Origin of the sequence: Pseudomonas macauensis, assembly GCF_047902425.1 — a bacterium.
Classification (GTDB): Bacteria; Pseudomonadota; Gammaproteobacteria; order Pseudomonadales; family Pseudomonadaceae; genus Pseudomonas.
In genome coordinates this window covers 3,646,721-3,669,395 of the sequence record NZ_CP138377.1, presented here as the reverse complement: position 1 = coordinate 3,669,395, position 22,675 = coordinate 3,646,721, and the positions used below count along the sequence as shown (strand labels likewise).

General features: G+C 64.5%; 23 protein-coding genes. 11 read left to right on the top strand and 12 right to left on the bottom strand.

Features of this window, described 5'->3' with window-relative positions:
* Positions 1-9: 9 nt before the first annotated feature.
* From SD196_RS16760 to SD196_RS16730, 7 genes are all read right to left on the bottom strand, one after another.
* Positions 10-1,407, bottom strand: a complete 1,398-nt coding sequence (locus tag SD196_RS16760) for an LLM class flavin-dependent oxidoreductase (RefSeq protein ID WP_343573271.1) — start codon at positions 1,405-1,407, stop codon at positions 10-12.
* A 151-nt stretch (positions 1,408-1,558) separates the two neighbouring features.
* Positions 1,559-2,776 (bottom strand): SfnB family sulfur acquisition oxidoreductase, encoded by a 1,218-nt coding sequence (locus SD196_RS16755; RefSeq protein WP_343573273.1) that lies wholly within the window; start codon positions 2,774-2,776, stop codon positions 1,559-1,561.
* A gap of 9 nt (positions 2,777-2,785) precedes the next feature.
* Complete coding sequence (locus tag SD196_RS16750; protein ID WP_331318596.1) at positions 2,786-4,021, bottom strand: SfnB family sulfur acquisition oxidoreductase; 1,236 nt, start codon at positions 4,019-4,021, stop codon at positions 2,786-2,788.
* 177 nt (positions 4,022-4,198) lie between these two features.
* Positions 4,199-4,969 carry a MetQ/NlpA family ABC transporter substrate-binding protein gene (locus tag SD196_RS16745; RefSeq protein ID WP_331318594.1) on the bottom strand — a complete coding sequence of 257 codons (771 nt, stop codon included), beginning with the start codon at positions 4,967-4,969 and terminating at the stop codon, positions 4,199-4,201.
* Between the two features lie 143 nt (positions 4,970-5,112).
* Positions 5,113-5,778 (bottom strand): methionine ABC transporter permease, encoded by a 666-nt coding sequence (locus SD196_RS16740; protein WP_151186665.1) that lies wholly within the window; start codon positions 5,776-5,778, stop codon positions 5,113-5,115.
* The gene (locus SD196_RS16735; RefSeq protein ID WP_416310435.1) at positions 5,778-7,151 is read right to left on the bottom strand and encodes an LLM class flavin-dependent oxidoreductase; all 1,374 of its coding nucleotides are present in this window, start codon (positions 7,149-7,151) and stop codon (positions 5,778-5,780) included. The genes SD196_RS16740 and SD196_RS16735 overlap by 1 nt, the downstream gene beginning before the upstream one ends.
* A gap of 9 nt (positions 7,152-7,160) precedes the next feature.
* Positions 7,161-8,384 carry an SfnB family sulfur acquisition oxidoreductase gene (locus SD196_RS16730; protein WP_343573282.1) on the bottom strand — a complete coding sequence of 408 codons (1,224 nt, stop codon included), beginning with the start codon at positions 8,382-8,384 and terminating at the stop codon, positions 7,161-7,163.
* 45 nt (positions 8,385-8,429) lie between these two features.
* Here SD196_RS16730 and SD196_RS16725 point away from each other — a divergent pair, with 45 nt between their 5' ends.
* On the top strand, positions 8,430-8,624 hold the full coding sequence (locus tag SD196_RS16725) for a hypothetical protein (protein WP_331318586.1): 195 nt from the start codon (positions 8,430-8,432) through the stop codon (positions 8,622-8,624).
* A gap of 606 nt (positions 8,625-9,230) precedes the next feature.
* Here SD196_RS16725 and SD196_RS16720 read toward each other — a convergent pair.
* The gene (locus SD196_RS16720; RefSeq protein ID WP_207883018.1) at positions 9,231-9,698 is read right to left on the bottom strand and encodes a YbaK/EbsC family protein; all 468 of its coding nucleotides are present in this window, start codon (positions 9,696-9,698) and stop codon (positions 9,231-9,233) included.
* Positions 9,699-10,083: 385 nt separating this feature from the next.
* On the opposite strand from SD196_RS16720, the gene SD196_RS16715 reads away from it, so the two are divergent.
* Together SD196_RS16715 and SD196_RS16710 are read left to right on the top strand one after the other, a co-directional pair.
* The gene (locus SD196_RS16715; RefSeq protein ID WP_275611377.1) at positions 10,084-10,509 is read left to right on the top strand and encodes a YciI family protein; all 426 of its coding nucleotides are present in this window, start codon (positions 10,084-10,086) and stop codon (positions 10,507-10,509) included.
* 17 nt (positions 10,510-10,526) lie between these two features.
* The gene (locus SD196_RS16710; protein WP_275611378.1) at positions 10,527-10,943 is read left to right on the top strand and encodes a VOC family protein; all 417 of its coding nucleotides are present in this window, start codon (positions 10,527-10,529) and stop codon (positions 10,941-10,943) included.
* A gap of 90 nt (positions 10,944-11,033) precedes the next feature.
* Here SD196_RS16710 and SD196_RS16705 read toward each other — a convergent pair whose 3' ends face one another.
* Both SD196_RS16705 and SD196_RS16700 read right to left on the bottom strand, forming a co-directional pair.
* A complete protein-coding gene (locus SD196_RS16705) occupies positions 11,034-11,315 on the bottom strand; it encodes a pyrimidine/purine nucleoside phosphorylase (RefSeq protein WP_343573289.1) in 282 nt (93 codons plus the stop codon).
* Positions 11,316-11,426: 111 nt separating this feature from the next.
* Entirely contained in the window at positions 11,427-11,978 is a 552-nt protein-coding gene (locus SD196_RS16700; RefSeq protein ID WP_275611380.1) for an exonuclease domain-containing protein, read from the bottom strand.
* A 103-nt stretch (positions 11,979-12,081) separates the two neighbouring features.
* Here SD196_RS16700 and SD196_RS16695 point away from each other — a divergent pair, with 103 nt between their 5' ends.
* Positions 12,082-12,960 (top strand): NAD(P)-dependent oxidoreductase, encoded by an 879-nt coding sequence (locus SD196_RS16695; protein ID WP_275611381.1) that lies wholly within the window; start codon positions 12,082-12,084, stop codon positions 12,958-12,960.
* Between the two features lie 38 nt (positions 12,961-12,998).
* Here the strand turns inward: SD196_RS16695 and SD196_RS16690 are convergent, their stop codons facing one another.
* Positions 12,999-13,340 carry a DMT family protein gene (locus tag SD196_RS16690; RefSeq protein ID WP_275611382.1) on the bottom strand — a complete coding sequence of 114 codons (342 nt, stop codon included), beginning with the start codon at positions 13,338-13,340 and terminating at the stop codon, positions 12,999-13,001.
* A 174-nt stretch (positions 13,341-13,514) separates the two neighbouring features.
* On the opposite strand from SD196_RS16690, the gene SD196_RS16685 reads away from it, so the two are divergent.
* A complete protein-coding gene (locus SD196_RS16685) occupies positions 13,515-13,769 on the top strand; it encodes a YkgJ family cysteine cluster protein (RefSeq protein WP_275611383.1) in 255 nt (84 codons plus the stop codon).
* 111 nt (positions 13,770-13,880) lie between these two features.
* Entirely contained in the window at positions 13,881-14,489 is a 609-nt protein-coding gene (locus tag SD196_RS16680) for an START domain-containing protein (protein ID WP_275611384.1), read from the top strand.
* A 221-nt stretch (positions 14,490-14,710) separates the two neighbouring features.
* Here the strand turns inward: SD196_RS16680 and gltA are convergent, their stop codons facing one another.
* Complete coding sequence (gene gltA, locus SD196_RS16675) at positions 14,711-15,997, bottom strand: citrate synthase (RefSeq protein WP_207883036.1); 1,287 nt, start codon at positions 15,995-15,997, stop codon at positions 14,711-14,713.
* A gap of 352 nt (positions 15,998-16,349) precedes the next feature.
* Here gltA and sdhC point away from each other — a divergent pair, with 352 nt between their 5' ends.
* From sdhC to SD196_RS16650, 5 genes are all read left to right on the top strand, one after another.
* Entirely contained in the window at positions 16,350-16,736 is a 387-nt protein-coding gene (sdhC, locus tag SD196_RS16670) for a succinate dehydrogenase, cytochrome b556 subunit (protein ID WP_416310434.1), read from the top strand.
* Complete coding sequence (gene sdhD / locus SD196_RS16665) at positions 16,730-17,098, top strand: succinate dehydrogenase, hydrophobic membrane anchor protein (RefSeq protein WP_331318576.1); 369 nt, start codon at positions 16,730-16,732, stop codon at positions 17,096-17,098. Before sdhC ends, sdhD begins: the two co-directional genes overlap by 7 nt.
* Positions 17,099-17,101: 3 nt before the next feature.
* Complete coding sequence (sdhA, locus tag SD196_RS16660) at positions 17,102-18,874, top strand: succinate dehydrogenase flavoprotein subunit (protein WP_275611387.1); 1,773 nt, start codon at positions 17,102-17,104, stop codon at positions 18,872-18,874.
* A gap of 11 nt (positions 18,875-18,885) precedes the next feature.
* Entirely contained in the window at positions 18,886-19,593 is a 708-nt protein-coding gene (locus SD196_RS16655; RefSeq protein ID WP_343573293.1) for a succinate dehydrogenase iron-sulfur subunit, read from the top strand.
* A gap of 246 nt (positions 19,594-19,839) precedes the next feature.
* Positions 19,840-22,671 (top strand): 2-oxoglutarate dehydrogenase E1 component, encoded by a 2,832-nt coding sequence (locus tag SD196_RS16650; RefSeq protein ID WP_275611389.1) that lies wholly within the window; start codon positions 19,840-19,842, stop codon positions 22,669-22,671.
* Positions 22,672-22,675: the final 4 nt, after the last annotated feature.

The window sequence follows — 22,675 nt, the reverse complement described above, 5'->3', positions numbered from 1 at the left end:
TTGATTTGCTTAAAGAGAGAGGGCCGGAGTCGCTCCAGTGGCGGATTGCGCGCGGAAGCTCGCGCCGACATGCCGCGCGGGCAGTCGGGCGCGGCCGGCGCCGAAGAGTTTTTCCCGCAGGGTGCCGTCCGCGTAGGCGGTCTTGTAGGCGCCACGGCTTTGCAGTTCGGGCACCACGAGGTCGATGAAGTCGGCGTAGCTTTCCGGCTCCACGGTGCGGGTCAGGTTGAACCCGTCCAGGCCCGCCTCGTTGATCCAACCCAGCAGCTCATCGGCCACCTGCACCGGGTCGCCCACCAGCGTGGTGTAGCGTCCGCCGAGGGCGAGCTGCTCCAGCAGCTGGCGCACCGTGGCGTCGGTGCGGGCGACGGTCAGGGCCTTGGTGGCGGACTCGATGGCGTTGGTCTTCTCGTAGCGGATCGGCTCGTCCAGCGCATAGCGCGAGAAGTCGATGCCGGTGGTGCTGGCGAAGTGCGCAAGACCCGCCTCGGCGCTGGCGAAGCGGCGGTACTCGGCGAGCTTGTCGCGGGCCTCGGCCTCGGTCGGCGCGACGATGACGTTGATGCCCATGAACACCTTGATGTCGTCCGGGCGGCGGCCGGCGTCGACCGCCGCCTGGCGGATGCGATCCACCAGCACGCGGGTGGCTTCGCGGGTCTGCGCCGAGACGAAGACGCACTCGGCGTGGCGGGCGGCGAAGGCCAGCCCGCGATTGGATGCACCGGCCTGGAACAGCAACGGCGTGCGCTGTGGCGATGGCTGGCTGAGGTGGTAACCCTCGACATCGAAGAACTCGCCGTGGTGCCGCACCTTGTGCACCTTGCCTGGCTGCGCGTAGACGCGGCGCTGGCGGTCGGCGAGCACCGCGTCGTCTTCCCAGCTGCCTTCCCAGAGCTTGTAGAGCACTTCCAGGTATTCATCGGCGCGGTCGTAGCGGCGGTCGTGGTCGATCTGCCGCTCCTGGCCCATGGCGCGGGCGGTGCTTTCCAGGTAGCCGGTGACGATGTTCCAGCCGACGCGGCCGTCGCTCAGGTGATCCAGCGTGGAGAGCCGGCGGGCGAACGGGTAGGGCGCCTCGTAGGTGAGGTTGGCGGTGACGCCGAAGCCCAGGTGCCGGGTGGCGCCGGCCATGGCCGAGACCAGCATCAGCGGATCGTTCACCGGCAGTTGGATGGCCTCCTTGGCGGTGAGCTCGATGCCGTTCTGGTAGACGTCGTAGACGCCGAGGATGTCGGCCAGGAACAGGCCGTCGAACAGGCCCTTTTCCAGCAGGCGAGCGAGGTCGGTCCAGTGGCTGAGCTTGTTGAAGTCCGTCGAGCGGTCGCGCGGGTGGGTCCACAGGCCGTGGTTGATGTGGCCGACGCAATTCATGCTGAAGGCGTTGAGGAGAATCTGCTTCTGGCTCATGGGAAATCCTTGCTGGCAAATGCCCTGTAGGAGCGAGCTTGCTCGCGAACCGATTGGCGCTTGGGCTGTTCGCGAGCGAGCTCGCTCCTACGAAGAGCCGGCACGGTGCGGGGCAGAGCACTCCTACGACAAGCGTGTTCGGTACGAAGCATCAGATCGTCCCCCGACGCGGCGGCAGCTTACCGTTGAGGTAGTAGTTGCCCACCGCGAAGTACTTCCAGCGCGCCGGGTCGTGCAGGGTGTGCACGCGGGCATTGCGCCAGTGGCGGTCCAGGCCCAGCTCGGCGAGGCTGGCGCGGCTGCCGCCCAGTTCGATCAGCTTGCTGCCGGCCAGCAGCGAGACCTCGGTGGTGATCGCCCGCGCCTCGGCCACGGCGATGGACGCAGCGGCAACGCTTTCGGCCGTCGGCTCGGCAGTGGCGGCATCGAGCACGCGGCCCGAGCGATCCAGCAGCGCTTCGGCGGCGTGCAGGCGGATCGCCAGGCGGCCGACTTCGTTGATCGCCAGCGGATCGTCGCTGGCCTTGTCCACGCCCGAATCGATCCATGGTCGCGCCTTCTCGCGCAGGAACACCAGCGCGTCCTCGTAGGCGCCACGGGCGATACCGACGTCGATGGCGGCGTGGAGAATCTGCGCGAAGGGGCCGACCGTGGTGGGGCGCTCAAAGGCGCTCTGGAACGGCACGACATCGTCCTCATCGACCGGCGCGCCGCCGAACACCACGCTGCCGCTGCCGGTGGTGCGTTGGCCGAAACCGGACCAGTCATCGATCACTTCCACGCCCTGGGCATCGTGGGCGATGAAGGCGAGTTGCTGCACGCCATCGTCATCGATCACCAGGGTCGGAATGCGCTGCGCGTAGAGCGCACCAGTGCAATAGAACTTGCGGCCGTGTATACGCAGGCGGCCGTCCTCGCGCGTGAGCCGGGTGGTGCGGTCGTGGGCGGTGCGCGTGCCGATTTCCGCCAGGGCGTTGCCGAAGCGCACGCCGGCCAGCACTTCGGCGAACAGGCGGGCCTTTTGCGCTTCGCTGCCGTTCACCCGCAGCAGTTCGACGGCGTAGAAATGGTTCTGCGGAATCTGCCCCAGCGAGCCATCAGCGGCGGAGATGATGGCGATCACGCGGGCCACCGTGACGCGGGAAACGCCCGCGCCGCCATGTTCGCGCGGCACGCTGATGCCCCAAAGGCCGGAGCGGCTGAAACGCTCCAGTTCGTCCCACGGCAGGCGCCGTTCACGGTCGCGGGCGATGGCGCCTTCGCGGAAGTCGGCGGCCAGGGCGCGGGCGACTTCCAGGGCTTCGTCGTCGCTGCGGATGATGTGGACGGGGTTGGCCAGCTCTGGGTTAGTGAAAACGAGGCTGTTCATCGGCGCTCCTCAGATCCAGGAATGACGCGCCGGGCGGGCGCCGTTTAGGTGGTAGGCGCCGACCGCCTGGACCTTCCAGCGCACCGGGTCGTGCAGGGTGTGCACGCGGGCGTTGCGCCAGTGGCGGTCGAGGTTGAATTCGGCGAGGGTGGCGCGACTGCCGGCCAGCTCGAAGAGCTTCTCGCTGGCGGCCAGGCTGATCTCGGTGGTCAGCACCTTGGCTTCGGCCACCGCGATGGACGCGCGGGCGGCGGACTCGTCGTCGATGGGGCGTGCGCTGACTTCGTCGAGCACATGGCCGGCGCGCTCCAGCAGGGCTTCGGCGGCATGCAGTTCGACCTGCAGGCGGCCGATTTCGAAGAGGGTGAAATGTTCTTCGCTGGCGTTCTCGACGTTCGCGTCGATGAAGGGCCGGGTGCGCGTGCGGATGAAATCGATGGCATCTTCCAGGGCGTTCGCCGCGATGCCGGCGTCGATGGCGGCCTGGATCAGTTGCGACACCGCGCCCTGGATGTTGGGCACGTCGGCCAGACGGCCGTTGTGGATCACCAGCGAGCCGGCGATGGGAACATTGTCCAGCAGCACGGTGCCGCTGGCGGTGGTGCGCTGGCCGAATCCGGACCAGTCGTCGACGATGCGCAGGCCTTCCACGCCGCGCTCGACGAAACCCATCACCGCACGGCCTTGCTCGTCGATGGCCTTCACGGCGACCCAGTGGGCGAACAGGGCGCCTGTGGAATAGAACTTCTCGCCGCTGACGCGGAAGTGTTCGCCATCGCGCACCAGCCGCGCCTTGAGTTCGAGGGTGTTGCGGGTGTTGCGTTCGGGGCCGGCATTGCCGATGCGCCGACCGCTGAGCACACCGCCGAACAGCACGCGCTTCTGTGCCTCGCTGGCGACGTTGTCGATGACGTTGAGCAGGCCGAACTGGTTCTGCGGAATCTGCCCCAGCGCCGGGTCGGCGGCGCAGATCACGCGGAATACCTCGGCCACGGTGGCGTAGGAGACCTGCGCGCCGCCGTACTCGCGGGGAATGCTGATGCCGCCCAGGCCGAGGGCGGTGAAATGCTCCAGCTCGCGCCAGGGCAGCGCGCGCTCGCGGTCGCGGGCAGCGGCGCCGGGTTTCGCCAGGCGGGCCACTTCGTGGGCGGCGTCGAGTGCCTGGGCATCGTTCTCGATACGGCGCGCCGGGAGTAGCCGGGGCGCCTGGTCACGAAGGTCCTTGGGTGCGGATTCGTTGGTCATGCGGTTTCCTGTGGTTGTGGAGCAGGGAACTCCCTCTCCCTAACCCTCTCCCTGAAGGGAGAGGGGACTGTCCGTGTGCGTTGAAACAGATGCATCAGCCGGCGGGCTTTTGGCTCCCTCTCCCTTCAGGGAGAGGGCGGGGGGAGAGGGTGCTTCGCCCCCGCGCCCGATCTCGCATCAGAACGCCGGCGCAATCTCGCCCTTGTAGCGGGTCAGGATGAACTGGCGGACCTCCGGCGAATTCAGCACCTTGGCCAGCTTCTGGATGCCCGGGTCCTGGATGTTGTCGGGGCGTGCGACGAGGAACTCGGCATACAGGTCCTTGCCTTTCTCCACGATCAGCGCGCTCTTGGTGTCGATGCCGGCTTCCAGCGCGTAGTTGGCGAAGATGAAGGCCAGGTCCACCTGCTTCACCGCGCGGGCCAGCAGGGCGCCTTCCAGCTCACGGATCTTCAGGTGCCTGGGGTTGTCGGTGATGTCGCGCTGGGTGGACTGCGGATTGCTCGGGTCCTTGAGCTTGATCAGGCCGCTCTCGGCCAGCAGCACCAGGGCGCGGCCGGTGTTCACCGGGTCGTTGGGGATGGCCACGCTGGCGCCATCGGGCAGCTCGGCGAGGGACTTGTACTTGGTGGAGTAGGCGCCGAAGGGCTCGATGTGGATGCCCACCACCGGCACCAGGTCGGTGTGGCGGGTCTTGTTGAAGTCATCGAGGAACGGACGGTACTGGTAGTAGTTGGCGTCGAGGTTCTTCTGCGCGAGTTGCAGGTTGGGCTGGATGAAGTCGGTGAAGACCTTGATGTCCAGGTCGACGCCTTCCTTGGCCAGTTCCGGTTTGACGAATTCGAGGATCTCGGCGTGGGGCACCGGGGTGGCGCCGACCACGAGTTTTTCCCCCGCCTGGGCGGAGAAGGCGACGACGGCCGCCAGGATGGCGATGGCCTTTTTCATGGGTGTTGCTCCGTGGCTAGTTTAGAAAGTTGCAGTAGTGGGTGGGCCGTCGTGGGGTGGACGTGGGGCCTTGTTGGCAGCGGGGCCGGCTGCCGGCGGCTGGATCGCAAGTGCCGCTCCCGGGCGGGGAGTGGGCGGGGAATTCAGCGCCGCGTGTAGCGCGCGACGAGGCGGTCGCCGCTCATCTGCAGCGCCTGCACCAGCAGGATCAGCAGGGCGACGGTGATGATCATCACGTCGGTCTGGAAGCGCTGGTAACCGAAGCGGATGGCCAGGTCGCCCAGGCCGCCGCCGCCGATCACGCCGGACATCGCGGTGTAGTCCACCAGCACGATGGCGGTGACCGTCACGGCAGCGATCAGCCCGGTGCGCGCCTCCGGCAGCAGCGTGTGCCAGATGATCTGCCAGGTGCTGGCGCCCATCGCCTGGGTGGCTTCCACCAGGCCACGGTCGACTTCGCGCAGGGCGGTTTCCACCAGCCGCGCGAAGAACGGCGTGCAGCCCACCACCAGCGGCGGGATGGCGCCGGCGACGCCCAGCGAGGTGCCGGTGATCAGCGTGGTGACCGGGATCAGCACGATCAGCAGGATGATGAACGGCAGCGAGCGCAGCATGTTCACCACCACCGACAGCGCGCGGTACAGGCCGGGGCGGGCATGCAGCTGGCGCTTGCCGGTGAGGTACAGCAGCACGCCCAGCGGCAGGCCCAGCAGCACGGTGAAGGCCAGCGCGCCGCCGAGCATGGCGAGGGTGTCCAGGCAGGCCTGGGCGAGGTCGTGCCAGTCGAGGTTGCGGAACCAGCCGTCCATCACTGTTTACCCCGGCGAAGCTTCGCCGCACGGTGCGGCGCGCGCAGGCGGTCGCCCTGGCCGAACAGCTTGTGGCGCAGGGTGCCTTGCTCGTACTCGCGCTTGAACAGCCCGCGTGCCTGCAACTCGGGCACCAGCAGGTCGACGATGTCGACGAAGGTTTCCGGCGCCACCAGACTGGAGAGGTTGAAGCCGTCGACGTCGGTTTCCTCGACCCAGACCTGCAACTGGTCCGCCACGGTTTGCGGCGAGCCCACCAGCAATGGGCCGTCGCCACCCAGGGCGCAGTAGTCGGCGATCTCCGCGGCGGTCCACTGGCGCTCCGGGTCGGCGGCGCTGAAGGCGTCCACCGCGGACTGGATGGCGTCGCTCTGTACGTGGCGCAACACCTGATCCGGCGCGTACTGGCCGAAGTCGATGCCGGTCCAGCCGGAAACCAGTGCCAGGGCGCCTTCGCGGTCGCTGTACTGGCGATAGTCTTCCAGCTTGGCCAGGGCCTCGGCGTCGGTCGGCGCGACGATCACGGTGAGCTGGTTCAGCACCAGCACGTCGCCCGGCTGGCGGCCGGCTTCCACGGCGAGGCGGCGCAGGTCGGCCACCTGGTCGCGGAGGATGCGCCTGGTCGGCGCGGCGACGAACACACATTCGGCGTTGCCGGCGGCGAAGGCCTTGCCTCGGCTCGACGCGCCGGCCTGGTAGAGCACCGGGGTGCGTTGCGGCGACGGCTGGCTGAGGTGGAAGCCAGGCACTTCGAAGTGCTCGCCCTTGTGTTCGATGGGGTGCACCTTGCGCGGGTTGGCGTAGACGCCGCTGGCGCGGTCGGCGACCACCGCGTCGTCGTCCCAGCTGGCTTCCCACAGCTTGTAGCAGACCTCCAGGTATTCCTCGGCCAGGGCGTAGCGTTGCTGGTGGTTGAGCTGCTGCTTCAGCCCCAGGTTGCGCGCGCCGCTGTTGAGGTAGGAGGTGACGATGTTCCAGCCGGCGCGGCCACGGGTCAGGTGGTCCAGCGTGGAAATGCGCCGGGCGAAGGGGAACGGGTGCTCGAAGGACACCGAAGCGGTGATGCCAAAACCCAGGTGCTCGGTGGCCGCGGCCATGGCCGGGACGATCTGCAGCGGGTCGTTGGCCGGCACCTGTGCGCCGGCGGACAGCGCCGCGTCAGCGTTGCCATGGTAGACGTCATACACGCCCAGCACATCGGCGAGAAACAGCCCGTCGATCTTGCCCCTTTCGAGGGTCTTCGCCAGCTCGATCCAGTAGTGGATGTCGGTATAGCGCGCGGCCTGCTGGTCGCGCGGGTGGCGCCAGAGGCCGGGCGACAGGTGGCCGACGCAGTTCATCGCGAAGGCGTTGAGGCGGATCTGCTTGCTCATCGCGCCTCCTCAGTTCCAGTCGTGGCGCGGTGGGCGCTTGTCGTTGAGCAGCCAGTTGCCGACCAGGTGGTACTTCCAGCGCACCGGGTCGTGCAGGGTGTGCACGCGGGCGTTGCGCCAGTGGCGGTCGAAACCGTGGCGGGCGAGGGTGGAACGGGTGCCGCCCAGCTCGAACAGCTTGTTGGTGGCGTCGATGGCGACTTCGGTGGTCAGTACCTTGGCCTTGGCCACGGCGACCGAGGCGCGAGCGACGTTGTCTTCGTCGGGCGCCGGGCGGGCGGCGTCCATCACCTTGCCGGCGCGTTCCAGCAGGGCGTCGGCGGCTTCGATGCGGATGCCCAGCTCACCGACCTGGATGATGGTCAGCGGGTCTTCGCTGGCCTTTTCCACGCCGGCGTCGATCCACGGGCGCGCCTGCTCACGGACGAAGGTAATGGTGTCGCGCAGTGCCGCGCGGGCGATGCCTGCGTCGATGGCGGCGGTGGTGATCTGGGCGAACGGGCCGGCCAGGGTCGGCACGTCATAGGAGCGGTGCGTCGGGAAGACATTGAACGCCGGCACGCGCAGGCCTTCCACCAGCACGGTACCGCTGGAGGTGGTGCGCTGGCCGATGCTGGCCCAGTCGTCGACGATAACAAGGCCCGGCGTGCCGCGCGGGACGAAGGCGAGCTGGGCGTTGTTCTGCTCGTCGAGGCCCAGCACGCCGATCCAGTGGGCATACAGCGAACCGGTGCAGTAGCCCTTGCGGCCGTCGATCACCACGCTGTCGCCCTCATGGCGCAGGCGAGTCTGGATGTCCTGGACGTTCTTGCCGCCGGTTTCCGACAGCGCGTTGGCGAAGCGGTTGCCCTTGAGCGCGAGGTCGAAGAAGAAGCGCTTCTGTTCGTCGCTACCCTGCAGGCGGATGTCTTCCAGCAGGCAGTAGTGGTTCTGCGGAATCTGCCCCAGCGACGGGTCCGCGGCGGAAACGATGGCGATGACTTCGGCCAGGGTGGCGTAGGACACCTCGGCGCCGCCGAATTCACGCGGCACGGTGATCCCCCACAGGCCGCTGTTGGAATAGACCTCGACGACTTCCGGTGGGACTTCACGGTTGCGGTCGCGCTCGGCGGCGCCTTCGAGCAGGAACGCGGCGACCTTGTGGGCGACTGAGAGGGCTTCGGCGTCGGAGCCGATCCGGTGCGCGTTGGGTTCGCGGATGTCGTAGTGGGCGGATACGGGGAGTTGGGGCATGGCAGTACAGCGACCTCGGCAGATGAATCGACCCGGTGTTCGGGTGTGTCTGATGAGGTCATTGCACAAGCTGTGCCGGAAATTAAATTACTTATAAATCAATTAGTTGGTGTTTTTGTCCAACAGTTGGAGCGCTGGATGGACAGCAAAGTGTTGGGTGGGTGTTGCTGGGGCAACAGTGCTGGAGCAGGTGTAGGAGCGGGCCATGCCCGCGATCGCGAGCATGGCCCGCTCCATTAAGGGAATGGTCGGCGTTGGGCGGTTCGCGAGCAAGCTCGCTCCTACGAAGAGCCCATATCTCCGGCTTGGGCTTTGGCTCTGAAGATTTCCAGAGAAATGTCCATGCACTCCGACCGCCCCGTTCAGGAGGCCTCGTTGAAGCGGAGTTTCAGGGGTTGAGCGGCATGGATGCCGCGAGAGCTGCGATGGGCCAGGGATGGCTCTTCGCGGCGCGCCCCTGAAACTTTGCTTCAACGAGGGTATTTTTCGCCCCAAGCGAAAAACCGGATGTCCGGGGCAAGACCTTTGCCTCCTTTGGGGCGTTTGCCAAAGGAGGTCGCCCGAGGGGGCGAAACAAAATCTCTCAGTGCACGCCGAAGCGGCGCAGAAACACCAGCATCGCGGACAGAGTCCGCTCCTACAAGATCAAGGGTCCCTCACCCTAACCCTCTCCCGCAAGCGGGAGAGGGGACTGTTCGGTGCAGGATGAAACCGTAGTGTCAGCCGGCACGGACGGCTCCCTCTCCCTGAGGGAGAGGGCTGGGGTGAGGGGGAAGCGCAGGCAGGGATTAACCCGGTAGAAGACAGTTGCTCCTACAGATCAGACGTCATGGGCGTCAAAGACGATCAGGCCAATTCCTGGCAAACATCCACCCAATCCGCCGCCACCAGCTCTGCCAGGCGCTGCGGCTCGATCCGCACCGCGCTGTGCACCGCCCCGGCCGCCGGCAGCACTTCGTCGAATGCCTGCAGCGACACATCGCAGTACACGGGCAGCGGCGTGGCCAGCCCGAACGGACAAACCCCGCCCACCGGATGCCCGGTCAGCTCCACCACTTCCTCGGCGCCGAGCATCTTGGCCTTGCCGCCCAAGGCCTCCTTGAGCTTGCGGTTGTCCAGCCGCGCATCGCCACGGGCTACCACCAGCACGGTGCGTTCGCCAACCCGCAGGGACAGGGTCTTGGCGATCCGCCCCGGCTCGACGCCATGGGCCTCGGCGGCCAGGGCGACGGTGGCGGTGCTGGTTTCCAGCTCGATGATGGCGATGTCGGGGGCCTTTTCGGCGAAGAAGGCGCGAACCGATTCCAGGCTCATGGGCAGGCTTCCTGTACTGGGAAAACATTCCAATCTAGGGAGCGGACCGGGGCCTGTCCAGTCGTCGGCGCGGACCTGTCATCGGGTTCGGTGAACGCTCCGCCAATTGCGCTGCCCACGGCTCTGCAGGTTGGTCTGTCTCGGTGGCATTCATGGGGCCGACGAATGGGGGGAGCGACACGCCGCGTGCGGTGGTTCTCGCCTTTTGTCGCGCGCCTCCTGGTGGCCGGGCGTTCCGGTCATTCCCGCCTATGCTCAGGCATCCTGCGAGACGCCGCGAAAATTTTTTCGGGCCGATGTCGATTTCACTGCGCGCCCTTCGACTACTCGTCAGGAACCGGGAATACCCGGCCGCACGATGACCCATACAAAGAGGAGAAAAGCCATGCGTTTCATGGTGATAGTCAAGGCCACCGCCGAATCCGAAGCCGGTGTGATGCCCAAGGAAGAGCTGCTCGCTGCAATGGGGGCCTACAACGAGGAGCTGGCCAAGGCCGGCGTGATGCTCGCCGGGGAAGGGCTGCAACCCAGCTCCAAGGGCGCACGGGTTCGCTTCGACGGTGCCTCGCGTACGGTCGTCGACGGTCCCTTTGCCGAGACCAAGGAACTGATCGCCGGTTACTGGATTTTCCAGACCGCTTCGCTGCAGGAGTGCATCGACTGGGTCAGGCGCTGCCCCAATCCCTTCGACGGCCCGTCGGAGATCGAGATCCGGCAGATTTTCGAGGCGGAGGACTTCGGCGCCGAATTCACCCCGGAACTGCGTGAGCAGGAAGACCGTATCCGCGAGCAGATCGCTCGCAAATCCTGAAATCGGAGGAAACCACCATGTTGATGAATGCCTACCTCACCTTTAACGGCAATTGCGAAGAAGCCTTCCGTTATTACGCCGAAGTGCTGAACGGCAAACTGCCGGCGCTGATGCGCTTCTCCGACGCGCCGGGCTGCGAAGACATGCCGGCGGAAATGAAGAATCGCATCATCCACGTGCGCCTGGAGGTGGACGGTCACGTGCTGATGGGTTCGGACGCATCGCCGCAATGCGGGACATACGAAGGGGTGAAGGGCTGCTCGATCACCCTCAATGTCGATAGCAAGGCCGAGGCCCGGCGCATCTTCGACGCCCTGAGCAAGGGCGGCAAGGTGACAATGCCGCTGGAACAGACCTTCTGGGCCGTTCTGTTCGGCTCGCTGGAGGATCGCTTCGGGGTGCCGTGGCTGATCAATTGCGAGAAGGATGTCTGATCCAGGCACCTGCAAGGCCATGCTCGCCCTCGATATTACGGGCAATAAAAAACCGGCCATCAGGGCCGGTTTTTTCATGACGTGCCGAACTCAGCGGTATTCGCAGAGGTAGGCGGTGTCCTGGGCAACCTTCAGCTGGAACTTGCTGTTGGCCGGCACGGTGAACTTGCTGCCGGCGGCGAAGGTTTCCCAGTTGTCGCTGCCCGGCAGCTTGACGGTCAGCCCGCCGGCGACGACGTGCATCACCTCCAGCTGGCTGGTGCCGAATTCGTATTCGCCGGGGGCCATCACGCCGATGGTGGCCGGGCCTGCGGTCATGTCGAAGGCGATGGATTTGACGGTGCCGTCGAAGTACTCGTTGACCTTGAACATGGGCTTCTCCTGCTAGAGGGGTGAAAAAGGGCTGGCCAGTATGCCCAAGGGCGCAGGCGGCGTCACTAGAGGCGCAGCAGGGGACCGTGCGGTCGGCAGCGAACCGTGGATTCAGCTGGTGACCGGCAGGGCGAGCGGCAGCAGGCGGGCGGTGTTGCGGGCGTCCTCCAGGGCGCGGTGCTGTTGCCCCTGGAAGTGCAGGCCGGCCAGGTGCAATGCGGCATTCAAGCCGACCGGGCGTTTCAGTTGGCGGGCCTCGGCGAAGCGTTGCTTGAGGTTGATGTGTGGCACGCGGGCGAGGTGGCTGTCCAGGCTCTGCCTGCGCCATTCGATCTCAAGCTGGTGGCGGTCGTAGTCGCCCCAACTGGTCCAGCCGGCCAGGCGCGGGCTGTGCTGCGCGAGCCAACGTTCGAACTGTGGCCAGACCTCGCGCAAGGGCGCTGCCGCATCGACGTTGGCCTGGCTGATGTGGGTGAGTTCGCGGCAGAAGCTGGTCAGCAGCGGCCGGCGCTGTGGCCGGACGAAACGCTGGAAGTGATCCAGCTCGCGGCCGTCGGCTTCGGCGACGAGCGTTGCGCCGATTTCGATGATCTCCATTTCCTCGACCGGCCAGCCACCTTCCTCGGTGGTGGCTTCCAGGTCGATCACCAGCCAGTGGGGCATAGTGGATGCTCGCGGATGAAGGTCTCCGCAGTATGGAAGGGCTTTTCAGGACCGGCAAACCGCTGTGCTAGGCTCAGCGCCTTTCGATGGCGAGGGGTAGGGCATGGCTAAAGTCGCTTTCATCGGCCTGGGTGTGATGGGGTACCCCATGGCGGGCCATCTGCAGCGCGAGGGGCACGAGGTGTGCGTGTACAACCGTACGGCGTCACGGGCGGCGCGCTGGGTCGAACAATTCGGCGGCAGCTCGGCGGCGACGCCCTGCGAGGCGGCGCAATGGGCGGAGTTCGTGATGTGCTGCGTGGGCAATGACGACGATCTGCGCAGCGTGGTGCTGGGCGAGGACGGCGCGTTGGCGGGCATGCAGCCGGGCGCGGTACTGATCGATCACACCACCGCGTCGGCGCAGGTCGCTCGCGAGCTCGCGGTGCTGGCGGCGGAGCGCGAGCTGGGCTTCCTCGATGCGCCGGTGTCCGGAGGCCAGGCGGGGGCTGAGAACGGTGCGCTGACGGTGATGGTCGGTGGCGATCTGCTGATCTTCAAGCGTGCCGAGTCGATAATCGCCACCTACGCACGGATGGTGCGGTTGATGGGGCCCGTGGGCAGCGGCCAGTTGACCAAGATGGTCAACCAGATCTGTGTCGGCGGCTTGCTGCAGGGGCTCTCGGAAGCCCTGCACTTCGCCCGCAGCGCGGGCCTCGATGGCATGGCTGCCATGGAAGTGATCAGCAAGGGCGCGGCGCAGTCCTGGCAACTGGAGAACCGCCACCAGAGCATGCTGGAGGGGCGCTTCGACTTCGGCTTCGCGGTGGACTGGATGCGCAAGGACCTGGGCATGGTGCTCGACGAGGCGCGCCGCAACGGCGCCCAGTTGCCAGTCACTGCACTGGTGGACCAGTTCTACGCCGAGGTGCAGGCCGCTGGCGGCGGCCGCTGGGATACCTCCAGCCTGATCACCCGTCTCAAGGACGGCCCGCAGTCCTGAGCGGGGAGGGTGCCGCCAGCGGCGGCACCCGTTCGGTCTCAGGCGCGGAAGATGAAGTACACCGCGCCGAGCAGGCAGAGGCCGGCCCACAGGTAATCGAGCTTCAACGGCTGTTGCATGAAGTACACGCTGAACGGCACGAACACCGCCAGGGTGATCACTTCCTGCATGATCTTCAGTTGTCCGACCGATAGTGCTGTGTAGCCGATGCGATTGGCCGGTACCTGCAACAGGTATTCGAACAGCGCGATCCCCCAGCTGACCAGCGCTGCGACTATCCACGGCTTGGTGTTGAGGGTCTTCAGATGGCCGTACCAGGCGAAAGTCATGAACAGGTTGGAAAGCACCAGGAGAAAGGTGGTTTGCAGCCAGACCGGCATGGTGAAGAGCTCCATCTGAGAGGTGTGCGAAGCCTAATGGATGCTTGGTGAGACAGGAAGGTCCGGGCCACTGATCCGGTCAGCTTGGCGGCAAGCGCGGCGGGCTATATCCTCGGCGCCCGATTTTCACCATCCCGTCCTGCCTGGGCGGATGTCCGACTCGAGAGTCCCCGAATGCAGTGCCGTATCGGCTGTGGCGCCTGTTGCATCGCGCCGTCGATTTCCTCGCCCATTCCCGGTATGCCCGATGGCAAGCCGGCGGGTGTGCGTTGCGTGCAACTGGACGAGCGCAATCTCTGCAAGCTGTTCGGCGATGCGCGCCGGCCGGCCGTCTGCTCGGCATTCGATGCCGACCCCGAAGCCTGCGGCCAGAGCAACGAGCAGGCCCTGCGCATCCTCACCGAATGGGAGCGGATCACCGCGGTCTGAGTGACTTGGAGGTCACGATTTTAGGGGCCATACTGAGCCCCATTCCGCTCAAGACCGCGGATTCCGAGGGCGAGCGTGCCCGAAAAACCAAGAATAAAGAGAGGTATGACGATGCGTGGTGTACTGCGTATGACCCTGCTGGCCACTGCCGTGATGGGGCTGGCCGGGACCGCGATGGCGGAAGACTGGCAGCTGGCCAAGGACGAGGATGGCGTCAAGGTCTATCTGAGCAGCGTGCCGGGCTCCAAGTACAAGGCCTACCGTGGCGTCGTCGACATCAAGGCTGACGTGGCAACCATCAGCGCCCTGCAGGAGGACGTCAAAGGCTCCTGCAAGTGGATTCACGCCTGCGGCGAGATGCGTCTGCTCAAGAGCGAGGGCGCTGACACCTGGACCTACTCGAAGATCGACATGCCGTGGCCGGTGACCGGGCGTGACGTGGTGATCCACGCGACCACCGAGAAGACCGCCGACGGTGGCCTGATCCGCCACCTGAAGGCCGAGCCGACCTACATTCCGGAAGAGAAGGGTGAAATCCGCGTGCCGAAACTGATCGGCGAGTGGAAGCTGGTGCCCAAGGCTGCCGGCGTGACCGAGGTGACCTACCAGGTGCAGACCGAACCGGGCGGCAGCATTCCGTCCTGGCTGGCCAACAGCTTCGTGGTCGATGCGCCGATGAACACCCTGAAGGGCCTGCGCAGCGTTGCCGAGAAGAAGTAAGCGCTGTTTGCCCAGACGAAAAGCCGCCCTCGGGCGGCTTTTTCTTTCCCGGTAGGAGCATGTCGGTCGGCTCTTCGTAGGAGCGAGCTTGCTCGCGAGCCGCTTGATGCTGGTGTCGCCGGGAGCCCTGTTCGCGAGCAAGCTCGCTCCTACAGGAGGGGTTTCCCGCCAAAGCAATAAAAAGGCCGCCCGAAGGCGGCCTTTTCTTTACGCCGTGGCGCTTACTTGCGGTCCTTGAGGGACACGAAGTCGCGCTGGGCGCTGCCGGTGTACAGCTGGCGCGGACGGCCAATCTTGTACGGACCGGAGAGCATTTCCTGCCAATGCGAGATCCAGCCCACGGTACGTGCCAGGGCGAAGATCACGGTGAACATGCTGGTCGGAATACCGATGGCCTTCAGGATGATGCCGGAGTAGAAGTCCACGTTCGGGTAGAGGTTGCGCTCCACGAAGTAGGGGTCGTGGCGGGCGATTTCTTCCAGCTTCATGGCCAGTTCCAGCTGCGGGTCGTTGATGCCCAGCTCCTGGAGAACCTCGTCGCAGGTCTGCTTCATGACCTTGGCGCGCGGGTCGAAGTTCTTGTACACGCGGTGGCCGAAGCCCATCAGCTTGAACGGATCGTTCTTGTCCTTGGCCTTGGCCACGAACTTCTCGATGTTCGATACGTCACCGATCTCGTCCAGCATGCGCAGAACGGCTTCGTTCGCACCGCCGTGAGCCGGGCCCCACAGGGCGGCGATGCCCGAGGCGATACAGGCGAACGGGTTGGCACCCGAGGAGCCCGCCAGGCGTACGGTGGAGGTGGAGGCGTTCTGCTCGTGGTCGGCGTGCAGGATGAAGATGCGGTCCATGGCCTTGGCCAGCACAGGGCTGATCGGCTTGGTCTCGCAAGGAGTGTTGAACATCATATGCAGGAAGTTTTCTGCATAGTTCAGGTCGTTGCGCGGATACATCATCGGCTCGCCCTTGGAGTACTTGTACACCATGGCGGCGATGGTCGGCATCTTGGCGATCAGGCGATGTGCCGAGACTTCCCGGTGCTTCGGATTATTGATGTCCAGGGAGTCGTGATAGAAGGCGGAGAGGGCACCGATCACGCCGCACATTACGGCCATCGGGTGCGCATCACGGCGGAAGCCGTTGAAGAAGGTCTTCAGCTGCTCATGAACCATGGTGTGGTTCTTGATGGTGCCGACGAATTGCTCCTTCTGCTCGGCGGTGGGCAGTTCGCCCTTGAGCAGCAGGTAGCAGGTTTCCAGGTAGTCGGAGTTCTCGGCGAGCTGCTCGATCGGGTAGCCACGGTGCAGCAGGACACCTTTATCACCATCGATGAAGGTGATCTTCGACTCGCAGGAGGCGGTGGACATGAAGCCGGGGTCGAAAGTGAAGTGGCCGGTGGAGGTCAGGCCGCGAACATCGACAACGTCGGGACCCAGCGTGCCGGAGAGGACAGGCAGTTCGACGGGGGCTGCGCCCTCGATGATCAACTGCGCTTTTTTGTCAGCCATGTAGGCCTCCTATTTATGCTTGAAATCATCTGTACGACCCCCCACGCAGGGCCCGCACCACTATAGAGAGATAAATCCGAATGTCAATTTGCACAATCGGACGAGATCGGCTCCTCCAAGCCTCTGTTTTGGCGAAAAAAATTGCCTGTTTACGCCTTTTAGGGGGGTGCGGCAATTAGTCCTTAGGTGAAGGTCTTTCCGTTGTCATTAGGGGCCTAACTGTCTATACTCGGCGACCAGCCGCCAAGGGCCGTCCGGCCTTGCTTGATTGGTGGTTGTCACTCCCGAAGGTGATGGGTACCTGACAAGTGCACCTCCCGACAACTAGCCCTGCTCCTAAAGGGCTCTCAGTGTGAAAAAAGCCGTGAATAGCAAACGACCTGTAAACCTAGACCTAAGGACCATCAAACTCCCTGTCACCGCTTACACGTCCATTCTCCACCGCATCTCTGGCGTCATCCTGTTCGTGGGCATTGCCGTGCTGCTGTTCGCACTCGACAAGTCCCTCGCATCGGAAGAAAGCTTCGAGCAGGTGAAGGCGTGTCTGGCCAATCCGTTGGCCAAACTGGTGATCTGGGGCCTGCTGTCTGCGCTGCTGTACCACCTGGTAGCTGGTGTTCGTCACCTCGTCATGGACGCGGGTGTCGGTGAAACGCTGGAAGGCGGTAAGCGTGGTTCGAAAATCGTACTCGCTGTTGCAGTGGTACTGATCGTTCTGGCGGGGGGCTGGGTATGGTAACTAACGTCACTAACTTCTCGCGTTCCGGCCTCTATGACTGGATGGCTCAACGCGTTTCCGCGGTCGTTCTCGCGGCTTATGTTCTGTTCCTGCTGGGCTACCTCGTCGCGCACCCGAACATCTCGTACGCGGAGTGGCATGGTCTGTTCTCTCACAGCCTGATGAAGATCTTCAGCCTGTTGACGCTGGTTGCCCTGAGCGTGCACGCGTGGGTCGGCATGTGGACCATCACTACCGACTACCTGACTCCGATGGCCCTCGGCAAAGCCGCGACCGTCGTGCGTTTCCTCGTCCAGGCAGTATGCGGCATGGCCATGTTCGCATTCTTCGTCTGGGGTGTGCAGATTCTCTGGGGTAACTGATCCATGGCTAGCAACCGTACTCTTTCCTTCGACGCCATCATCGTTGGTGGCGGCGGCGCCGGCATGCGTGCCGCGCTGCAACTGGCCCAGGGCGGCCACAAGACTGCCGTGGTGACCAAGGTCTTCCCGACCCGTTCGCACACCGTATCCGCCCAGGGCGGCATCACCTGCGCCATCGCTTCGGCCGACCCGAACGACGATTGGCGCTGGCACATGTACGACACCGTCAAGGGCTCCGACTACATCGGTGACCAGGACGCCATCGAATACATGTGCTCCGTCGGCCCGGAAGCCGTGTTCGAACTGGAACACATGGGTCTGCCGTTCTCCCGTACCGAGCAGGGCCGCATCTACCAGCGTCCGTTCGGTGGCCAGTCCAAGGACTTCGGCAAGGGTGGTCAGGCTGCCCGTACCTGCGCCGCCGCTGACCGTACCGGTCACGCGCTGCTGCACACCCTCTATCAGGCCAACCTGAAGAACGGTACCTCCTTCCTTAATGAGTGGTACGCAGTCGACCTGGTGAAGAACCAGGACGGTCACGTTGTCGGCATCATTGCCATCTGCATCGAGACCGGCGAAACCGTCTACATCCGCTCCAAGGCCGTGGTACTGGCCACTGGCGGTGCCGGCCGTATCTACGCCTCCACCACCAACGCCCTGATCAACACCGGCGACGGCGTGGGCATGGCCCTGCGCGCTGGCGTACCGGTCCAGGACATCGAAATGTGGCAGTTCCACCCGACCGGCATCGCCGGCGCCGGTGTGCTGGTCACCGAAGGCTGCCGTGGTGAAGGTGGTTACCTGATCAACGCCCATGGCGAGCGCTTCATGGAGCGTTACGCTCCGAACGCCAAGGACCTGGCCGGCCGCGACGTGGTTGCCCGCTCCATGGTCAAGGAAGTGATCGCCGGCAACGGCGTGGGCCCGAACAAGGACCACGTACTGCTGAAACTCGACCACCTCGGCGAGGAAGTTCTGCACAGCCGCCTGCCCGGCATCTGCGAACTGTCCAAGACCTTCGCCCACGTCGACCCGGTCGTTGCTCCGATCCCGGTTATCCCGACCTGCCACTACATGATGGGCGGCGTTGCCACCAACATCCATGGCCAGGCCCTGACCATGGACGCCAACGGCAACGACCAGATCGTCGAAGGTCTGTTCGCGGTCGGTGAAGTGGCTTGCGTATCGGTACACGGCGCCAACCGCCTGGGCGGCAACTCGCTGCTCGACCTGGTGGTCTTCGGCCGCGCAACCGGTCTGCACCTGGAAAAGGCCCTCAAAGAGGGTATCGAGCACCGTGGCGCCTCCGAGAGCGACCTGGAAGCTTCGTTCAAGCGCCTGAATGGCGTGAACGAGCGCACCAGCGGCGAAGAAGTCGCCCCGCTCAAGCGCGAGCTGCAATCGTGCATGCAGAACTACTTCGGTGTATTCCGTACCGGCGAATACATGCAGAAGGGCATCGCTCAACTGGCTGATCTGCGTGAGCGTATCGCGAACGTCAAGATCAACGACAAGAGCCAGGCTTTCAACACCGCGCGTATCGAAGCGCTGGAACTGCAGAACCTCCTCGAAGTGGCCGAAGCCACCGCGATTGCCGCCGAGCATCGCAAAGAGTCCCGCGGCGCCCATGCTCGCGAAGACTTCGAGGAGCGCGATGACGAGAACTGGCTGTGCCACACCCTGTACTTCCCGGGTGAGAAGCGCGTTGCCAAGCGTGCCGTCAACTTCGCGCCGAAGACTGTTCCGGCATTCGAACCCAAGGTTCGTACTTACTAAGGGTGCCCGCCATGTTGCAAGTGAGTGTTTACCGCTACAACCCTGAGAAGGACGCTGCGCCCTACATGCAGGACTTCCAGGTCAATACCGACGGCAAGGACGTGATGGTCCTGGACGTGCTGGCGCTGATCAAGGAACAGGACGAAGGTTTCTCCTACCGTCGCTCCTGCCGTGAAGGCGTCTGCGGTTCCGACGGCATGAACATCAACGGCAAGAACGGTCTGGCCTGCATCACTCCGCTGTCGGCCGCTGGCCTGAAAGGCGGCAAGCTGGTGCTGCGTCCGCTGCCGGGTCTGCCAGTGATCCGTGACCTCGTCGTCGATATGAGCATCTTCTACAAGCAATACGAGAAGGTGAAGCCGTTCCTGCAGAACGATACTCCGGCCCCGGCCATCGAGCGTCTGCAGACCCCGGAACAACGCGAGAAGCTGGACGGTCTGTACGAGTGCATCCTGTGCGCCTGCTGCTCGACCTCCTGCCCGTCCTTCTGGTGGAACCCCGACAAGTTCCTCGGTCCCGCTGCGCTGTTGCAGGCCTATCGTTTCCTGGCCGATAGCCGCGACACCAAGACCGAAGAGCGTCTGGCTTCGCTGGATGACCCGTTCAGCGTATTCCGCTGCCGCGGGATCATGAACTGCGTGAACGTCTGCCCGAAGGGTCTGAACCCGACCAAGGCAATCGGCCACGTACGTAACATGCTGCTGCAAAGCGGCACCTGATTCGCGGCCCAAGCCACGAGTCACTGCAAGAGCAACACCTGCGCCGCCGGAACAATCCGGCGGTGCAGTACTGCGGACCCAAGCCCACAAAGCGGGGGTCCTGACTTGAAAACGTATATATGACCAGCAGGGGCATCCGGGCTGGTACCCGGACTATCTGCGGGAATCGGTGGCTAGAAGTCGCTGTGTATGACTTCAAGCCAGAGATTTCATCAGGTGGAGTCCCCTTACCGAGGGTGACCAAGCATGCACGAAAGCGTAATGCAGCGGATGTGGAACAGTGCCCATCTATCCGGTGGTAACGCTGCCTACGTCGAAGAGCTCTACGAGCTCTACCTGCACGACCCGAACGCTGTGCCAGAAGAGTGGCGCACGTACTTCCAGAAGCTCCCCGCCGACGGCAATCCCGCCCCCGACGTCTCGCATTCCTCCATCCGTGATCATTTCGTACTCCTGGCCAAGAACCAGCGCCGCGCTGCGCCTGTTTCCGCTGGCAGCGTAAGCACCGAGCACGAGAAGAAGCAGGTCGAAGTCCTGCGCCTGATCCTGGCATACCGTTTGCGCGGCCATCAGGCGGCGAAGCTCGATCCGCTGGGCCTCTGGGTGCGTACCGCTCCCGCCGACCTGTCGCTGGAGCACTACGGGCTTACTGCTGCAGACCTCGACACCACCTTCCGTACCGGTGAGCTCTACATCGGCAAGGAAGAAGCCACCCTGCGTGAAATCGTCGATGCGCTGAAGCAGACCTACTGCAGCACCATCGGCGCCGAGTTCATGCACATCGTCGATTCCGAGCAGCGCCACTGGTTCGCTCAGCGCCTGGAAAGCGTGCGTGGCCGTCCGGCGTACTCCGCCGACGCCCGTTCCCACCTGCTGGAGCGCCTGACCGCTGCCGAAGGCCTGGAGAAGTACCTGGGCACCAAGTACCCGGGCACCAAGCGTTTCGGCCTGGAAGGCGGCGAGAGCCTGATTCCGATGGTCGACGAGATCATCCAGCGCTCCGGCTCCTACGGCGTCAAGGAAATCGTCATCGGCATGGCCCACCGTGGCCGTCTGAACGTCCTGGTCAACACCCTGGGCAAGAACCCGCGCGACCTCTTCGACGAGTTCGAAGGCAAGAAGCTGGTCGAGCTGGGCTCCGGCGACGTGAAGTACCACCAGGGCTTCTCCTCCAACGTCATGACCACCGGTGGCGAAGTCCACCTGGCCCTGGCGTTCAACCCCTCGCACCTGGAAATCGTTTCCCCGGTGGTCGAGGGCTCGGTACGCGCCCGTCAGGATCGTCGTAAGGACGGCAGTGGCGACAAGGTCGTGCCGATCTCCATCCACGGCGATGCCGCTTTCGCGGGGCAGGGCGTGGTCATGGAGACCTTCCAGATGTCGCAGACCCGTGCTTACAAGACGGGCGGCACCATCCACATCGTGATCAACAACCAGGTGGGCTTCACCACCAGCCGCCAGGACGATGCTCGTTCCACCGAGTACGCGACCGACGTGGCCAAGATGATCCAGGCGCCGATCTTCCATGTGAACGGCGACGATCCGGAAGCGGTCCTGTTCGTGACCCAGCTGGCCGTCGACTACCGCATGCAGTTCAAGCGTGACGTGGTCATCGACCTGGTCTGCTACCGCCGTCGCGGCCACAACGAGGCCGACGAGCCGAGCGGCACCCAGCCGCTGATGTACCAGCAGATCGCCAAGCAGCGCACCACTCGCGACATCTACGCCGACGCGCTGATCGCCGCTGGCGTGCAGACTGCCGCGCAGGCCCAGGAGAAGGTCGACGAATACCGCGACGCTCTCGACAACGGCCAGCACGTGGTGAAGAGCCTGGTGAAGGAGCCCAACAAGGAGCTCTTCGTCGACTGGCGTCCGTACGTGGGCCATGCCTGGACCGCGCGTCACGACACCCGCTTCGACCTGAAGACCCTGCAGGATCTGTCCGCCAAGCTGCTGGAAACTCCGGACGGCTTCGTCATGCAGCGTCAGGTGCAGAAGATCTACGAAGACCGCGCGAAGATGGCTGCCGGTGGCATGCCCATCAACTGGGGCTTCGCCGAGAACCTGGCCTACGCCACCCTGCTGTTCGAAGGTCACCCGGTGCGCATGACCGGTCAGGATGTCGGCCGCGGCACCTTCTCGCACCGCCACGCTGCGCTGCACAACCAGAAGGACGACTCGGTCTACATTCCGCTGGCTCACCTGTTCGACGGCCAGCCGCGCGTCAGCCTGTACGACTCCTACCTCTCGGAAGAAGCCGTACTGGCCTTCGAATACGGCTACGCCACCACCACGCCGAACGCGCTGGTGATCTGGGAAGCCCAGTTCGGTGACTTCGCCAACGGTGCGCAGGTCGTGATCGACCAGTTCATCACCAGCGGCGAGACCAAGTGGCAGCGCCTCTGCGGTCTGACCATGCTGCTGCCGCACGGTTACGAAGGCCAGGGTCCGGAGCACTCCTCCGCGCGCCTGGAGCGTTACCTGCAACTGTGCGCCGAGCAGAACATCCAGGTCTGCGTGCCGACTACTCCGGCCCAGGTCTACCACATGCTGCGTCGTCAGGTGATCCGTCCGCTGCGCAAGCCGCTGATCGTGATGACTCCGAAGTCGCTGCTGCGTCACAAGCTGGCCATCTCGACCCTGGAAGATCTGGCCAACGGCTCGTTCCAGACCGTGATCGGCGAGATCGACAACCTGGATCCGAAGAAGGTCGACCGCATCGTGCTGTGCAGCGGCAAGGTGTACTACGACCTGCTGGAGAAGCGCCGTGCGGAAGGCCGCGAGGACGTCGCGATCGTGCGTCTGGAGCAGCTCTATCCGTTCCCGGAAGACGATCTGGCCGAGGTGCTGTCGCAGTACAAGAACCTCAAGCACATCGTCTGGTGCCAGGAAGAGCCGATGAACCAGGGCGCCTGGTACTGCTCGCAGCACCACATGCGTCGTGTCATCGCCGCGCACAAGAAAGGTCTCAACCTGGAATACGCGGGCCGCGAAGGCTCCGCAGCTCCGGCTTGCGGCTACGCTTCGATGCACGCCGAGCAGCAGGAAAAACTGCTGCAGGACGCCTTCACCGTTTAACGCC

Bases quoted from the DNA above. Each gene is read 5' to 3' on its own strand.
- SD196_RS16760 (WP_343573271.1), bottom strand. From the start codon at position 1,407: ATGAGCCAGAAGCAGATTCTCCTCAACGCCTTCAGCATGAATTGCGTC.
- sdhD (WP_331318576.1), top strand. From the start codon at position 16,730: ATGGTAACTAACGTCACTAACTTCTCGCGTTCCGGCCTCTATGACTGG.
- SD196_RS16700 (WP_275611380.1), bottom strand. From the start codon at position 11,978: ATGCCCCACTGGCTGGTGATCGACCTGGAAGCCACCACCGAGGAAGGT.
- SD196_RS16710 (WP_275611378.1), top strand. From the start codon at position 10,527: ATGTTGATGAATGCCTACCTCACCTTTAACGGCAATTGCGAAGAAGCC.
- SD196_RS16695 (WP_275611381.1), top strand. From the start codon at position 12,082: ATGGCTAAAGTCGCTTTCATCGGCCTGGGTGTGATGGGGTACCCCATG.
- SD196_RS16750 (WP_331318596.1), bottom strand. From the start codon at position 4,021: ATGACCAACGAATCCGCACCCAAGGACCTTCGTGACCAGGCGCCCCGG.
- gltA (WP_207883036.1), bottom strand. From the start codon at position 15,997: ATGGCTGACAAAAAAGCGCAGTTGATCATCGAGGGCGCAGCCCCCGTC.
- SD196_RS16735 (WP_416310435.1), bottom strand. From the start codon at position 7,151: ATGAGCAAGCAGATCCGCCTCAACGCCTTCGCGATGAACTGCGTCGGC.
- SD196_RS16745 (WP_331318594.1), bottom strand. From the start codon at position 4,969: ATGAAAAAGGCCATCGCCATCCTGGCGGCCGTCGTCGCCTTCTCCGCC.
- SD196_RS16720 (WP_207883018.1), bottom strand. From the start codon at position 9,698: ATGAGCCTGGAATCGGTTCGCGCCTTCTTCGCCGAAAAGGCCCCCGAC.
- SD196_RS16740 (WP_151186665.1), bottom strand. From the start codon at position 5,778: ATGGACGGCTGGTTCCGCAACCTCGACTGGCACGACCTCGCCCAGGCC.
- SD196_RS16655 (WP_343573293.1), top strand. From the start codon at position 18,886: ATGTTGCAAGTGAGTGTTTACCGCTACAACCCTGAGAAGGACGCTGCG.
- sdhA (WP_275611387.1), top strand. From the start codon at position 17,102: ATGGCTAGCAACCGTACTCTTTCCTTCGACGCCATCATCGTTGGTGGC.
- SD196_RS16690 (WP_275611382.1), bottom strand. From the start codon at position 13,340: ATGCCGGTCTGGCTGCAAACCACCTTTCTCCTGGTGCTTTCCAACCTG.
- SD196_RS16650 (WP_275611389.1), top strand. From the start codon at position 19,840: ATGCACGAAAGCGTAATGCAGCGGATGTGGAACAGTGCCCATCTATCC.
- SD196_RS16730 (WP_343573282.1), bottom strand. From the start codon at position 8,384: ATGCCCCAACTCCCCGTATCCGCCCACTACGACATCCGCGAACCCAAC.
- SD196_RS16705 (WP_343573289.1), bottom strand. From the start codon at position 11,315: ATGTTCAAGGTCAACGAGTACTTCGACGGCACCGTCAAATCCATCGCC.
- SD196_RS16755 (WP_343573273.1), bottom strand. From the start codon at position 2,776: ATGAACAGCCTCGTTTTCACTAACCCAGAGCTGGCCAACCCCGTCCAC.
- SD196_RS16715 (WP_275611377.1), top strand. From the start codon at position 10,084: ATGCGTTTCATGGTGATAGTCAAGGCCACCGCCGAATCCGAAGCCGGT.
- SD196_RS16680 (WP_275611384.1), top strand. From the start codon at position 13,881: ATGCGTGGTGTACTGCGTATGACCCTGCTGGCCACTGCCGTGATGGGG.
- SD196_RS16685 (WP_275611383.1), top strand. From the start codon at position 13,515: ATGCAGTGCCGTATCGGCTGTGGCGCCTGTTGCATCGCGCCGTCGATT.